Genomic DNA, 14,384 nt, shown 5'->3' on the forward strand with positions numbered 1-14,384 from the left:
TTTTCTTGCTTGTTTAATTAGTGTATCATAGTATAAGAATATACTAGATTACAATGAGAAAAAACATGGAGAGTAGTTTGGGGTGATATTATGGAATTAAATTATAAAGAATTGGAAGATTTGTGTGAGATATTAAAGGTTTTAGCACACCCAGTAAGGTTATGCATAGTAAAAGGATTGGCAGAACACGGCGGATGTAATGTGTCTAAAATGCAAGAGTGCTTAAATATGCCACAATCAACAGTTTCTCAACACCTTGGAAAGCTAAGGGCAGCTGGTATAATTCATGGGGAAAGAAAAGGTCTAGAAATAATTTATAAAGTAAAAAATGAAAAAATAATTAAAATTGTAAAATCTATTTGTGAGACTTAAAAGTTAAAATAAAAAAGAGAAAGGGTTACCTTTCTCTTCTTATTTTTTGCCAAGGAAAATTTAATGAAATAAAATAATATATTATTTATATGCTATTCAATTAAATTAGCAATTCTCTTTAAACCATCATTTATGCTTGAAGAAGATAGAGCTTCTTCTTTTAATGTAGCAGCTATTTCTTGAGTTAATGCTGCATTTTCTAAAGTTAATGTTTCTAAGTCTTTAACTTGATCAGTAGCTTCTGAAGTTTTTGCAGCAACGGTTGTTAGGTTTTCTACGAATACTTCTATTTCTTGAGTTGCATCATTAATAGAAGATTTTATGCTACTAAATGAATCTTTAGTAGAGGAAATAGCTTCTTCTTGAGAAACAAGAGCATCATTTCCTCCGTTTATAGCATTAGATGCACTTATTATGTCAACCTTAATTTCTTCAAGTAATTTAGTTATACTTTGAACTGCTTGTTTTGAATTTTCTGCTAGTTTTCTAACTTCTCCTGCAACAACTGAGAAACCTCTTCCAGCTTCTCCTGCTCTAGCAGCTTCTATAGCAGCATTAAGAGCTAAAAGATTGGTTTGGTTTGCTATTTGACTTATAGAATCTGTAATTGAATTAACATATTCTAATTTGCCAACCAAGTCATTTACAGTAGAAGAACTTACATTGAATGCATTCTTTAATTCTTCAAGTGAGCCGTCTAGAGTTGTGATTGTGCTTATACCTTTTCCAGCAGCATCATCAGTATCTAGAACTTTTATGTGAACATTTGTAACGTTATATGCTAATTCTTCCATTGATGAACGTAGGTTCTCAACAAAAGAAGTAACTTCCGATATATTTTGACTTTGTTTTACTGAGGAATCTGCTAGAGAACTTAATGTATTATCTATATTGTTTATAGATGAATTAAATGTATCTGAATTCCCTTGAAGTGATTGAATTTCACTTTTTATTGATGATAAAACTTGTGAGTCAACTTTTTTCTCCATAACTGGAGTAACCTCTACATTTTCGTTAGTTGTTTGAAAACTTTCTTCGATATTTTGTTTCTTTGAACTGTTAAAAAATCCCATAATAAAGCCTCCTAAGTAAAAATATTAATTTTGAGAATCAGATAATTCTTCACGTATAAGATCCCTACAATCTCTACATAAGTTCTTAACCTTTTCAGGAACTCCAGGAGTAGTAATTACCTGTGAGAACCATCGCATTGCATCGTCATAATTTTTAGTCCTTCTGCTTAATTCACCAATTAAAAACATAACAGTATATCTTTGCATGCCATAGATTGGGAAATCCTCAGTACTATATGCATCATTAAATCCTTTCAAGGCCTGAGACAAAAACGATAACTCATTTTCTTTATCATTAAGCATCCTATGCATCCAAGCTATTTTTAAGCAAATCATAGCTTTTGTACTATTTTTAGCCTGAATATAGATTGCATTAACAAGTGCTAATTTATATTTTTCTATAGCTAACTTTTCATCTATGACGTTAGGATATTCTCTTCCTTTCCATTTAGGAGTTATTGAAGATAGTATAATATCCTTTTGAAATGATTTTATTTTTGGAAAATCAGTCTTCATTGCTGCATATCCACAACTGTTGCAAACCCAAACATCATAAAAATAGGGGTTAACAACATCATAATGAATAAATAAATCAGTATCTTGTCCCTTTTTTCTAGGCCCATTCACTTTATAAGTAGGGGTTTTGAAAGAGGTACCACATACTGGACAAGAAACTTGCTTGTCAAATAAAAAATCTTCTTGTGAAACTTGTTTTGCCTTATTCGGCGCTGATTCTTGTTTTTTTGCTTCATCATAAACTTTTAAATTCTTTAGGTCATCAAAACCTAGGTTTTCTAATCCAGAAAAAATATCATTCATCGCAATACACCTCTAAGTATATATTAACATATATTATATTATCGTTCAAAATTTAATTATCATAAGAGGAATATTTTGATATAATAAATGTAGAATTTGAGAATAGGTGATATAATATGGCAATAAGTGATTGGAAAAAATTCTTGATGCCTTATGAACAGGCAGTTGAAGAAATTAAGGTTAAACTAAAAAGTATTAGAAAAGAATATAGAAGAAAAAATGAATATTCACCAATTGAGTTTATAACTGGTAGAGTGAAAGAAGTATCTTCAATGTTAGAAAAAGCAAATAAATTTGGTATACCTATAAATAGATTAGAGTATGAGCTTGAGGATATAGGTGGAATAAGAATAATGTGTCAATTTGTTGATGATATTGATACAGTTGTTAAACTTCTTAGAAAAAGAACTGATATGCAGATATTATATGAAAAAGATTATGTCAAAAATGTTAAGCCGTCTGGATATAGAAGTTACCATATGATAATAAAGTATCCAGTAAATATGATTGATGGCCAAAAAGAATTATTAATTGAACTTCAGATTAGAACATTGGCAATGAACTTTTGGGCTACAATTGAACATTCACTTAATTATAAATATAAACATCAAAAGCCAATAGAAATAAGTGAAAAATTGAAGAGTGCAGCTGACGCAGCTTTTAGGTTAGATGAGGAAATGCTATTTATAAAGGATGAAATAAAGGATGCACAAAAACTTTTTGAAGTAAAATCAGATATAATATCAAGCATAATGAGTAGTATACTTACATTAACCAGTTTAGGTAGAATTGCGGATGCTAGTAGGTATCAGATTTCATTAAATAAACTTATTGAAGATGGTGAAGTATGGGAATTAAATAGTTTATTATTTTCTATACATAGAGATATTGATAAGTATAAAGAAGGTTAAATATATAAAGGCAACTCATGATTACATAGGGTTTTTTATAGGAAACTTAGCTTAAAACCCTATAGATTGAGAAGCCTTTATTATATACAATATCCTTAATAATTGATATTAAGTAATAACAAATATAAATATAGAATTAAAGTGAATTTATGAAAGGAAATTTAATATGAACAGTTATGAAATTAAAATAAAAGATAATCCAATATATATAAGAGAAATTGAAAATCCATCAGAAGAACTTCAATTATTAGCAGTCGGAAAAAATGGTACAGCAATTAGGTATATAAAAAATCCATCAGTGGAAGTTCAATTGAAAGCAGTGAGAAATAATCCATTGAGCATTGAATATATTGAAGATTCAGCTGAAGAAGTGCAAATATTAGGGGTAAAGAGTCTATGGAATTCATTAAAGTTAATAAAGAACCCTTCTGAGGTGGTAATTAAGGAAGCAGTTAAGACTAAGGGATGGGCAATTCAATTTGTAAAAGATCCTTCAGAAGAAATTCAATTGATTTCAGTAGAAAAAGATTATGATGCAATTAAATATATAAAAAATCCATCAGAGAAAGTTATACTAAAGGCACTTGATACATACTGGGGAGCCATTAGGTTTGTGGATAATCCTAGCTTAGAATGCAGGAGAAAGGCAATTAAAATAAGTGAAGAAGCAATAAATTACATAACTTATACCTACGAGGAACTTAAATGCTTTATAGAAGATAATATAAATGTAGTTAAGTATGTCTATAACGACATTGAAATAGATTTAGTTATAGAGGTGTTATCTAAAATGCTTAAAGAGGAAGTAATTGATGAAAAGTATTTAATTGATTTTCTAAATCTAGAAATTATTGAAATGGATAAGATTAATTTTATAAATAATTATGGAAGCAAAAAAGCTAAAATGCTTTTGGTGGATTATAAATTATCAGTATAAAATCGAGTTTAAATATCATGTTGAATAACTATAGAGGTTAAGTTCTATATAAAAAATACTATAGTTATAGAGAGGAAGAGAACAGTGAACTTTAAAGATGCATTAAATACAGTTGAATTAGTTATTGAAGCTGGAGACGTACCTTTGTTAATTGGAGAAAGTGGAATAGGAAAAACATCACTTATTAGGGAATTAGCAATTAAAAATAGGTGGTCATTGGTATCCATTGATGCAAATCTACTAAAAGAAGGAGAAATAGGAGGTTTGCCAACAGTTTCTACAAGGAAGTTTGTGCTAGGTAATCAAACAATAGAAAGAAATGTGACTGAGTATGCTACTCATTCCAAGTTAATTGAGGTTGATAATTTTATTGAAAATGGGCATAAAGTTCTTTTATTTATAGATGAACTAAATAGATGTGAGCATACCGTGCAACAAGAGTTAATGAATTTAATTTTAAATAGAGAAATTAACGGATATTACTTACATAAAGATGTATATGTTATTGCAGCAATGAATCCATCAAATAAATACGATGATTTTGAGAGTAGTGAATACCAGGTTGTGGACATGGATCCAGCTCAAGAGGATAGATTTGTTTGGATACAAATGGAGGTAGATATAAAAGAGTGGCTTAAATGGGCAATGTCAGATGGAGAGATACATGAGCATATAATAGAATTTTTATCTTCATTTCCAGATTACCTACATACACCAAATTCAACAGATCATATAAAAGCAACACCAAGAAGCTGGGAAAGGGTATCTAAGGGGTATAAGATATTTTTAAAGAACAAAGAATCAGTTTCAAGAAATATTTTTTACAATCTTGTTAAGGGAAATATAGGTGTAGCTATTGCAGGAGATTTTATAAGTTTTATAGATAATATAAAAAATCCACTTATTAAACCAGAGGAGATATTTAAAGAGGATATTTTAACATTTGATATTAAAGATAGAATATCAAGGGAAAACCACTCAAGGTTATATATTATTTCAAAGAATTGTTTAAGTTATTTACAAGATCTAAAAAACAGGAAAGGAAATATCACTATATTCTCAGAAGTATTAAAACTTTATCCAAAGGATTTAAGATTAGGAATTATGAAAGAAATTAAAAGTGATAGCTCTAATGATTTATATATGGAATTTCTAAATAATGAGGAATTTTTAGATGCCTTCTTTGATATATATTCAAGGTAGTAAGGGTGATAAATAATATGAATTATGAAGAGAAAAGCAAATGGTTATTAAAGAAGTGTTATGAAATGGAATCTCCAAAAGAATTTACAGAGGAGTTTGTAAGAAGATTTTGGAGCATAATAGAAGAGGTTAATATAAGTCTTTTGTCAGGAGAGGATAATTTCTTTGGACAATTTATAATACAAGCTAAGAGAAAAATTGATTTTAAAATAACATGGCCGATTTCTACTGTTCCGACTTCAGAAGGATATTTAATGTATTATAATCCTTTTCTGATACTTCCTTTAACATCAAAGGAGGTTGGGGCATTAATAAAGCATGAGATATATCATATAATATTTAATCATTATGAAAGAGAGAGGAGTTTAAAAAACAAGGTATCTTCTTTGGCTATTAACATTGCTATGGATATATCAATTAATCAGTATATAAAAAATCTTCCCCTTTTCGCAAAAAAGCTTGATGCAGTTAACTTAGAATATAATCTACAGTTAAATGAAGATATGACAATAGAGCAATATGCTACAGAAATACAAAAGGTAATAAACATAAGAAAAAACAATGTTGTTAAAAACAATAATGATGTATTTGATAAAGAGGTTGACTTGGAGAAAGCTCATGATTCATGGGAGCAAAGTACATTAAGCTTAGATAATTTAAAAGATATAAATAAAAGAACTTCCATTAGTGCATATAAGGGGAAGGCTCCTAAAGATATAGAAAAAATGATTCTAGCGTATAGTGAAAAAGAAGAAATAGTATGGCAGAAGTTATTAAGAAATGTAATAAACAGCAGTAGAGTCGGATATAAAAAGACTATAACAAGAAAAGATAGAAGACAACCTGATAGACTTGATATAAGAGGCAAACTTCCTAATTCTATTCCAAAGATAATAGTAGCAATAGATATCTCTGCATCAATGAGTGATAGCGAAGTTAAAAGCATCATGAAAGAGATATTATCATTATGTAAGAATAAACTAGGGATTATACAAGTAATTGAATGTGATAAAGAAATCCGAAGGATATATCAGTTAAATACCATAAAAGATATAAAGCCTAGATTGGATAAGCATGGTGCCACTTGTTTTTCACCAGTATTTGAGTACATTAAAGAGAATAATTTAAGAAATGAAGTTGTAATCTATTTTACTGATGGAGTAGGTGAAGAAAAACTTAGAGTAAAACCTATTAATTATAGAACTATTTGGGTATTAACTTCGGATGAACAGTTATCGTTAGAAACCTCCTATGGAGCTGTAACTAGGTTAGAAAGAGTTCAAAAGGAGAAATATGATAATACTTATGGGTTACAAGCCTTAAGAGAAGCTATTCATGATTGGGCAAGGTAGGCTATATAAATAAAAAGTAGAGGGGAATCCTCTACTTTTTATTTATAGTAACTCAATTTTTGAGTTGAAATTCTTTATTATAGTTAGATTAATGACAGCCAGAACAAGTGCCACAACCAGATGATTCTGGTTCTATAACAGGTCTTAGACTTAAGCCTCTACCATCATTTTCATCAGTTGATAGAATGATAAATCCACCAAATTCATCAACTAGTGCATTATCAGCAAAAAATGTAATATCGTTAACTTTTTCAACAGTATCAGATTCCTTTGGTTCTTCTATTGAAATATTGAACGCAGGACCACTGCAACCATATCCTGCAAGATTAATTCTTACATTAAAGTCAGCAATATCATTTTCACCTAAAAAGCCTTTAAATTCAGTATAGGCTTCTTCACTTAATATAAATTTACTCATACAATTCACCTACTTCTCATTAATGATAATAATTATTGTTTACATTATAGTTTATTTTACTAAAAACTTCAAGAGGGGAAATATAATAATTATTTCTAGTATATGTAAGTTGTGTTATTATAATATTAAGTGTATTTATATTTAGTATTTGATTTATACTATTAATTGAAATAAAATAGAACAAAGGTAAAGCTATAGTTAGGATGTGATTAAATGCCCTTTGATAGAGCATATTATATAGATAAAATTGAAGAGTATAATGCGGTTATTAATGAGAATCAATTAGGAGACTTTAAAATAATAAAAAAAGAAGGAACAGATAAGCCGGTTGAACACTATCTTTTTGAGGTTAATGAAGAGTTTAATAACACTATTTTAGAACTAAGTTCAAGTGATGGAATAATTATGAGTTTATCCCCATTAGAGATAGAAGGGTGCTTTGAAAGTATAAAGAGAGCAAAAGGAAAGGTTGGAGTAGTAGGCTTAGGACTAGGTTATTATGTGCAAGAAATAATTAAAAAACCTCAAGTAAAAGAAGTAATAGTATATGAGAAATCAAAAGAGATTATCAAACTCTATTATGAAAGTTTTAATGAAAATCCAAAGATTAGAATTATAAATGAGGATGCTTTTAGTGCAAAAGGAGAAGAATTTGATTTTTTCTTTGTGGATATGTATAGCTATGAATTGAGCTTAGATGTTGTAAGTGATTATATTAAGTTTAATAAGTTACATAATATTAATGAGTATTCATTTTGGGGATTAGAAAGGTTCTTGTTAAGCTGCCAAATGGAAGACTTAGCTTGGGTATATATCCCAGAAGAATGGTTAAGTATGGTTAGAGATTTATATAATAAATTTGAAGAAACTAAGTATTTCAAAGATTTTAAACCTATGGATGAGTATATAGTTAAAGAAGTTTTGCACGCATTTAGTGAAGTATTATAAATGAAAATGAGCTGTTTCATAACTGAAACAGCTCATTTATTATTTTACTACAATATTAACAAGTCTACCTTTTATAACTATAACCTTAACTACAGTTTTTCCATCGATAGCTGCTTTAATCAAGTCATTACCTAAAGAAGCTTCTTTTATTCCATCTTCACTTAAATCAGAAGGAACATTTATTTTTGCTTTAATTTTTCCATTTACTTGTATAGCTATTTCAACTTCATCCTTAACAAGTGCTTTTGGGTCAAACTTTGGCCAAGCTTCGTTAAATATAGAGTATGAATTTCCTAGTAAACTCCATTGTTCCTCAGAGAAGTGAGGTGCGAATGGAGCAAGAAGTCTTAAATAATCATCAACAACTGATTTTAAGAAATCTAAATTTAGTGTAGGTTCTTGAACATATTTTGAAAGAGCATTTATAAATTCCATCATTCTAGCTATAGCTGTGTTAAATTGAAGCTTATCAGTATCGTCAGTAACAGCCTTTATTGTATTGTGTCTCCAGAAATTAAGCTCTTTTTCAGCTTTGTCTACGGTAGATTTAGAATTATCTCCTTTAGATATTAATTCTCTTGAAGTTTCTAAGATTCTATCAATTCTTTCAACAAATCTATTAACAGATTTAATTCCATCATCACTCCAAGCTCCACCTTCAGTATAAGCAAATCCAAACATCAAATACATTCTAAATACGTCTGCACCATATTGGTTAATATAGTCATCAGGAGATATTGTATTTCCTTTAGATTTACTCATTTTTAATCCATCAGGTCCAAGTATTAAGCCTTGATGAGTTAAGCTTAAGAATGGTTCATCAAAGTTTAGATATCCCATATCTCTTAATGCTTTTGTAATAAATCTAGCATATAGTAAGTGCATACATGCATGTTCTGGACCGCCAACATATTTATCGACTGGTAGCATCTTATTTATTGTTTCAGGATCAAAAGCTTTATCATTGTTATGAGCGTCAGCGTATCTTAAATAATAGAAAGAAGAACATACAAAGGTATCTAATGTATCTGCTTCTCTTTTTGCAGGACCTCCGCAACAAGGACAAGTTGTATTTATAAAGTCTTCATTTTTTGCTAGAGGTGATTTCCCATCAGGAGCAAATTCAACATCATAAGGTAATTGAACTGGTAGGTCCCTTTCAGGAACAGGAACAGTTCCACATTTTTCACAATGAATTATTGGAATTGGTGAACCCCAGTATCTTTGTCTTGAAACTAACCAGTCTCTTAATCTGTAATTAACCTTTTGTTCGCCTAAGTTATTTTTAGCAAGCTTTTCAACAAGTTTAACCTTACCTTCTTCTGTTGTTAATCCATCAAATTCTTCAGAATTTGTCAATACACCATATTCGCAATATGGAAGTTCAGGAGAAGAGCCGTCTTTTGCATTAATAACTCTTTCAATTGGTAAGTTAAACTTTTGAGCAAAAGCAAAATCTCTTTCATCATGGGCAGGAACAGCCATTACAGCACCAGTACCATAAGTAGCTAAAACATAGTCTCCAACCCATACAGGAACTTCTCTTCCGTTTATAGGATTAATAGCATAGGATCCTGTAAATACTCCGGTTTTTTCTCTAGAGATTGATTGTCTTTCTATATCAGATTGCTTTTTAGCCTCTTCTTTATAAGCATCGACAACTGTTTTTTGTTCAGCTGTTGTAATTTCATCTACTAATGGATTCTCAGGAGCTAAAACTACATAAGTTACACCATATAGAGTATCAACTCTTGTAGTAAATACATCAAAACTTAAGTCAGAATCTTTTAAATTAAAGGTAACTTGAGCACCAGTTGATCTTCCTATCCAATGCTTTTGCATTGCAACAGTCTTTTCAGGCCAATCTAATGTATCAAGCTTTTCTAATAATTCATCTGCGTAATCAGTTATTTTTAAGAACCATTGAGTTAGGTCTTTTTTTGTAACCTCGGTAGAACATCTTTCACATGCACCATCTATAACTTGTTCATTAGCAAGAACGGTATTACATGATGGACACCAATTTACAGGAGCTTTCTTTCTATATGCTAAACCTTTTTCATATAGTTTTAAAAATACCCATTGAGTCCATTTGTAGTAGTCAGGAAGGCAAGTAACGACTTCACTTTCCCAGTTAAACATAGCTCCCATAGCTTTAAGCTGCTTTTCCATAGTTTCTATGTTCTTTAATGTTGAATCATGTGGATGAATTCCTGTTTTAATTGCATAGTTTTCAGCCGGAAGTCCAAATGCATCGAAACCCATAGGTTGGAATACATTGTAGCCATTCATTCTTTTAAATCTTGCCCATGAGTCTACTGGACCATAGTTAAACCAGTGTCCTGCATGAAGCTGACTTCCTGATGGATAAGAAAACATTTCTAATACATATAATTTCTTATCTAAATTTTCTTTATCAAACTCATAAAGTTTTGTTTCTTCCCATTTATCTTGCCACTTTTTATCAATGGAAGTTCCGTAGTTTCCCATAATTTTTCCTCCTTAAAATATAAAAATAAAAACCTCTCATCTCATAATTAAGAGACGAAAGGTTACATTCCGCGGTACCACTCTTGTTAGAATAAATATATTATTCTCACTTAAAACCTTAACGTGGTTAACGTCTTTGCTTTTACAAAGAAGCTCATAGACAAGTTCATATTGTTTCAATGCTATTTTACACCAACCAATAGCTCTCTATAAATGAAGTTCAATACTACTACTTCTAATCAATGCATTGAATTATTACATTATATGTTATTATATGATATTTCTATTGGTAAATCAAGAATGAAATTAGGAGGATATATTTTGGCATAAATAAATCTTAAGATTTTATAATTTTTAATTATAAGGTACTCAAAAATAAAAATAATTATATATAATATATCAAAAGGAGAGTGTTGAAATGAGCTTTTTTGGTAATATTATATGGATTATTTTTGGTGGGTTAATACACAGTATAGCATGGTTATTTTTTGGAGCACTTTGGTGTTTGACTATTGTGGGTATACCAATAGGAGTACAATGCTTTAAAATGGCATCACTGCAGTTTGCACCTTTTGGAAAAGAGGTAGTTACAGTTGATAATGGAGGAGTAGCTTTCTTGGCTAATATACTTTGGATCATTTTTGGAGGAATCGAGCTTGCATTAGGTAACTTAATATCAGGTGTGATTTTATGTTTAACTATTGTAGGAATTCCCTTTGGATTGCAGTTTTTTAAATTAGCACAGCTTAGTTTAATGCCGTTTGGAAAAGAAATTAGATAAGTTAATAGAGTTTGTAAGGGAATTGTAAGAATTACAGAGGTTACTTTGTAATTCTTTTATTTTACCATTTATCTTAAGGTGGTTCCTTAGGAGGTGATATAATATATGGGAGAAGAGATGAGGGGGAAAGTATATGACTAAAGAGAACATATTGGTAGTAGATGATGAAATAGAAATAACAGATGCAATAGAGATATATTTAAGAAATGAAGGATATAACGTATTTAAAGCTTATGATGGACTAGAAGCCTTAGATATTTTAAGTTCAGAAGAGATACATCTTATTATTATGGATATTATGATGCCTAAAATGGATGGAATGAGAGTTACATTAAAGATTAGAGAAAGCAAAAATATACCTATAATAATGCTATCAGCAAAATCTCAGGATACAGATAAGGTATTGGGACTTAACTTAGGAGCAGATGATTATATTACAAAGCCTTTTAATCCAATAGAATTAATAGCTAGAGTAAAATCACATTTAAGAAGATATATAAAGTTTGGCAATTATGTTGGAGAACCTGAAGGAGCTCTAGTAGTTGGAGGATTATATTTAAATAAATTAACTAAGGAATTTAAAGTAGACGGACAAGATGTGAAGGTTACTCCTCTAGAATTAAAAATTCTTACCTTACTTATGGAGAATAAGGGAAGAGTATTTTCAATTGAAGAAATATATGAAAGAGTTTGGAATGAGCCATCTTTTAATGCAGATACGGTAACAGTTCACATAAGAAGAATAAGAGAAAAAATAGAAATAAATCCAAAAGAACCGAGATATTTAAAGGTGGTGTGGGGAATTGGCTATAAAATTGAAAAACAATAAATTTATATATTTTTTATGTCTTATAATATTAATTTCTTCATTATTTGCTCAAACGATAATTGTGCCAGAACTTATAAGAGGATATGGCTATAGGAATACAAGCTTTATAGATTCAGATAATTTTAAGTCTAATCTCTTTGATTTTTATGGTACATTAATGGATTCATACTCAAAGTATGGAGCTGGAGAAGATAGTGATAGATTTAAGGAAATTTCTAAGACTGATATACAAAATAGGTTAAAGGTACATGAAGATGAGTATAATTCTATAAAGGTTCAGTTAGATCAGATAAAGGAAAATGAAAAAAATGACTCAAGTAACACTGTGAATAATGGTGTAACAAATGAAGTAATAACTGGAGGAGTAACTACCTATAGCGTACCAGAGTTAGGAAATTTTAATACTTATGCTGAGGGGCTTGCTTTATTTAATAATCTCCATAAAGCAACAGAGGAAGATGTAAAGAAGGAAATATTATCAGAGAAAAAATCAGAATATCAAAGTTTGGAAAAAGTGTTTGATATTTATAAAAATTTACAATATGTAATTTATAATGGTGAAAATGATAAAATATTAAAAACAAACTTAGAAAAAGAATTTAGTAATAGTGAGGCAATTAAAAACTTACAAAAGGATGCTAGATTCTATGTGCTATTTGATGGAGCAAAAGCAGGAAATATTTTAGAGAATGTAACAGGAACTATTAATGGTAATTACTTTAATAATTATGATTCTAGATCCTTTGATGCAGTAAAAAATGAAAAAATAAAGCTGCTGATAATGCTACCTCAAAAGCTGTATTATCAAGATAATATAAAACAAGCTGAAGATAGATTTTTATATGGACAAAATAATTTTATGAAATTTGCTATTTCAGAAGGAGTAGCAGTTGTATTACTTTTATTATCTTTAATATATGTAATAAAGCATAGAAGAAATTTAATTGATAATTTTGTAGTTAGAGCATACGGGAAACTATGGTTAGAGATGAAATTAGTATTGAACATTTTTATTGCTTATGTGATAAATTTCTTTACTAGCATATTATTCAATTTTCATGGTACGGAGCAAATTATAGTTTTATCTATTTATTTCATAATATGCACCTATATCCTACTGAGAAAAAGAGTTAAGCTAATTGGAATAAAAGGAGTCATAAAAGAAAGCAGTGTTTTATATAAATTATTTAACCAAGTAAAGAAAGTATTTTTAGTAAAATCAATAGGAATAAAAGTGAGTATATTTGTTCTATTAACACTAATATTCATCTTTGCACTATTCTTAATTCCAATATTAAGAAGCTTAACACTTAGTATCATTATAATTTTAGTTTATATAATTCCTTATTTAGCTTTAGTGGGCTATTACGGAATGAAGTTTACAGTGGGTTTTAGTAAGATTGTAAAAGGTTCAGAGATGATTTGCAGTGGAGATTTAAATTACCAAATAGATGAAAAGCAAATTGGAACCTTAGGTACATTAGCTAAAAATATAAATAGCATAAAAAGTGGTTTAGAAAAATCAATTAAGAATGAAACAAAAAGTGAAAGAATGAAAACGGAGTTAATTACAAATGTTTCCCATGACTTAAAAACACCACTAACTTCAATAATTAATTATGTTGATTTGATAAAAAAGGGGAACTTATCTAGCGAAGACATCCAAGATTATATAAAGATTATAGATAGAAAATCCCAAAGATTAAAAACACTAATTGAAGATTTGTTTGAAGCCTCTAGAGCTGCTAGTGGAGAAATAGATTTAAATATGGAAAGACTTGATATTGTCGCCTTACTAAAGCAATCCTTGGCAGAATTTGAGGAAAGAATAAAAGAAGGTTCTCTAGATTTTAGAGTAAATACACCAAGTGAAAAAATATATGTTATGGTAGATGGTAAAAGAACTTGGAGGGCATTTGAGAATCAAATTATTAACATTTTAAAGTATTCTTTGGATAATACAAGAGTATATATTAATGTTGAAAGACATGAAAATGAAGTTGTAATTATAATGAAAAATATTTCAGCCTACGAAATAGATTTTAATAATGATGAAATAACAGAACGGTTTAAGAGAGGAGATAAATCAAGAAATACAGAAGGGTCAGGCTTGGGGTTAGCCATTTCAAAAGGACTTACAGAGCTTCAAAGGGGAGAATTTAATGTAGAAGTTGATGGAGATTTATTCAAAACAATAATGAAATTTCCCATTGTAGGATAAAAATCAAAAAAAATATAAATAAATTTTGGA

Annotated in this window: 13 protein-coding genes and 1 other annotated feature; of the genes, 9 read left to right on the forward strand and 4 right to left on the reverse strand. The window is 29.5% G+C overall.

Translation table 11 applies throughout. The features are described from left to right. Positions 1–90 precede the first annotated feature (90 nt). Complete coding sequence (locus JK634_RS19385; RefSeq protein WP_202769407.1) at positions 91–372, forward strand: ArsR/SmtB family transcription factor; 282 nt, start codon at positions 91–93, stop codon at positions 370–372. A gap of 92 nt (positions 373–464) precedes the next feature. Here the strand turns inward: JK634_RS19385 and JK634_RS19390 are convergent, their stop codons facing one another. Beyond that, positions 465–1,445 carry a methyl-accepting chemotaxis protein gene (locus JK634_RS19390; RefSeq protein WP_202769408.1) on the reverse strand — a complete coding sequence of 327 codons (981 nt, stop codon included), beginning with the start codon at positions 1,443–1,445 and terminating at the stop codon, positions 465–467. 24 nt (positions 1,446–1,469) lie between these two features. After that, positions 1,470–2,264: a DUF2225 domain-containing protein gene (locus JK634_RS19395; RefSeq protein WP_202769409.1), complete on the reverse strand. Its 795-nt coding sequence runs from the start codon at positions 2,262–2,264 to the stop codon at positions 1,470–1,472. 116 nt (positions 2,265–2,380) lie between these two features. On the opposite strand from JK634_RS19395, the gene yjbM reads away from it, so the two are divergent. The 4 genes from yjbM to JK634_RS19415 all read left to right on the forward strand — a co-directional run bounded on the left by yjbM (position 2,381) and on the right by JK634_RS19415 (position 6,667). Further along, the gene (yjbM, locus tag JK634_RS19400) at positions 2,381–3,175 is read left to right on the forward strand and encodes a GTP diphosphokinase (protein ID WP_202769410.1); all 795 of its coding nucleotides are present in this window, start codon (positions 2,381–2,383) and stop codon (positions 3,173–3,175) included. A 166-nt stretch (positions 3,176–3,341) separates the two neighbouring features. Then, positions 3,342–4,112: a hypothetical protein gene (locus tag JK634_RS19405; protein ID WP_202769411.1), complete on the forward strand. Its 771-nt coding sequence runs from the start codon at positions 3,342–3,344 to the stop codon at positions 4,110–4,112. A gap of 84 nt (positions 4,113–4,196) precedes the next feature. Next, entirely contained in the window at positions 4,197–5,315 is a 1,119-nt protein-coding gene (locus tag JK634_RS19410; protein ID WP_202769412.1) for an AAA family ATPase, read from the forward strand. 17 nt (positions 5,316–5,332) lie between these two features. After that, entirely contained in the window at positions 5,333–6,667 is a 1,335-nt protein-coding gene (locus tag JK634_RS19415; RefSeq protein WP_202769413.1) for a vWA domain-containing protein, read from the forward strand. A gap of 88 nt (positions 6,668–6,755) precedes the next feature. On the opposite strand, the gene JK634_RS19420 is transcribed toward JK634_RS19415, so the two are convergent. Next, the gene (locus JK634_RS19420; protein WP_202769414.1) at positions 6,756–7,085 is read right to left on the reverse strand and encodes a HesB-like protein; all 330 of its coding nucleotides are present in this window, start codon (positions 7,083–7,085) and stop codon (positions 6,756–6,758) included. Positions 7,086–7,298: 213 nt separating this feature from the next. Here JK634_RS19420 and JK634_RS19425 point away from each other — a divergent pair, with 213 nt between their 5' ends. Further along, a complete protein-coding gene (locus tag JK634_RS19425; protein WP_202769415.1) occupies positions 7,299–8,033 on the forward strand; it encodes a hypothetical protein in 735 nt (244 codons plus the stop codon). Positions 8,034–8,072: 39 nt separating this feature from the next. On the opposite strand, the gene leuS is transcribed toward JK634_RS19425, so the two are convergent. Further along, a complete protein-coding gene (gene leuS / locus JK634_RS19430) occupies positions 8,073–10,523 on the reverse strand; it encodes a leucine--tRNA ligase (RefSeq protein ID WP_202769416.1) in 2,451 nt (816 codons plus the stop codon). 47 nt (positions 10,524–10,570) lie between these two features. Next, positions 10,571–10,775, reverse strand: a binding site (T-box leader). A gap of 166 nt (positions 10,776–10,941) precedes the next feature. Between leuS and JK634_RS19435 the strand changes: the two genes are divergently transcribed. The 3 genes from JK634_RS19435 to JK634_RS19445 all read left to right on the forward strand — a co-directional run bounded on the left by JK634_RS19435 (position 10,942) and on the right by JK634_RS19445 (position 14,354). Next, positions 10,942–11,304, forward strand: a complete 363-nt coding sequence (locus JK634_RS19435; RefSeq protein ID WP_202769417.1) for a YccF domain-containing protein — start codon at positions 10,942–10,944, stop codon at positions 11,302–11,304. A 133-nt stretch (positions 11,305–11,437) separates the two neighbouring features. Beyond that, entirely contained in the window at positions 11,438–12,133 is a 696-nt protein-coding gene (locus tag JK634_RS19440) for a response regulator transcription factor (protein WP_202769418.1), read from the forward strand. Next, positions 12,108–14,354, forward strand: coding sequence for a sensor histidine kinase (locus JK634_RS19445; protein ID WP_202769419.1), 2,247 nt, complete (start codon positions 12,108–12,110; stop codon positions 14,352–14,354). Before JK634_RS19440 ends, JK634_RS19445 begins: the two co-directional genes overlap by 26 nt. Positions 14,355–14,384 lie beyond the last annotated feature (30 nt).

This window comes from Clostridium paridis, from assembly GCF_016765615.1.
GTDB classification, from domain to species: Bacteria; Bacillota; Clostridia; order Clostridiales; family Clostridiaceae; genus Clostridium_T; species Clostridium_T paridis.

Bases quoted from the DNA above. Each gene is read 5' to 3' on its own strand.
- JK634_RS19385 (WP_202769407.1), top strand. From the start codon at position 91: ATGGAATTAAATTATAAAGAATTGGAAGATTTGTGTGAGATATTAAAG.
- JK634_RS19415 (WP_202769413.1), top strand. From the start codon at position 5,333: ATGAATTATGAAGAGAAAAGCAAATGGTTATTAAAGAAGTGTTATGAA.
- JK634_RS19440 (WP_202769418.1), top strand. From the start codon at position 11,438: ATGACTAAAGAGAACATATTGGTAGTAGATGATGAAATAGAAATAACA.
- JK634_RS19390 (WP_202769408.1), bottom strand. From the start codon at position 1,445: ATGGGATTTTTTAACAGTTCAAAGAAACAAAATATCGAAGAAAGTTTT.
- JK634_RS19435 (WP_202769417.1), top strand. From the start codon at position 10,942: ATGAGCTTTTTTGGTAATATTATATGGATTATTTTTGGTGGGTTAATA.
- yjbM (WP_202769410.1), top strand. From the start codon at position 2,381: ATGGCAATAAGTGATTGGAAAAAATTCTTGATGCCTTATGAACAGGCA.
- JK634_RS19420 (WP_202769414.1), bottom strand. From the start codon at position 7,085: ATGAGTAAATTTATATTAAGTGAAGAAGCCTATACTGAATTTAAAGGC.
- leuS (WP_202769416.1), bottom strand. From the start codon at position 10,523: ATGGGAAACTACGGAACTTCCATTGATAAAAAGTGGCAAGATAAATGG.
- JK634_RS19425 (WP_202769415.1), top strand. From the start codon at position 7,299: ATGCCCTTTGATAGAGCATATTATATAGATAAAATTGAAGAGTATAAT.
- JK634_RS19405 (WP_202769411.1), top strand. From the start codon at position 3,342: ATGAACAGTTATGAAATTAAAATAAAAGATAATCCAATATATATAAGA.
- JK634_RS19395 (WP_202769409.1), bottom strand. From the start codon at position 2,264: ATGAATGATATTTTTTCTGGATTAGAAAACCTAGGTTTTGATGACCTA.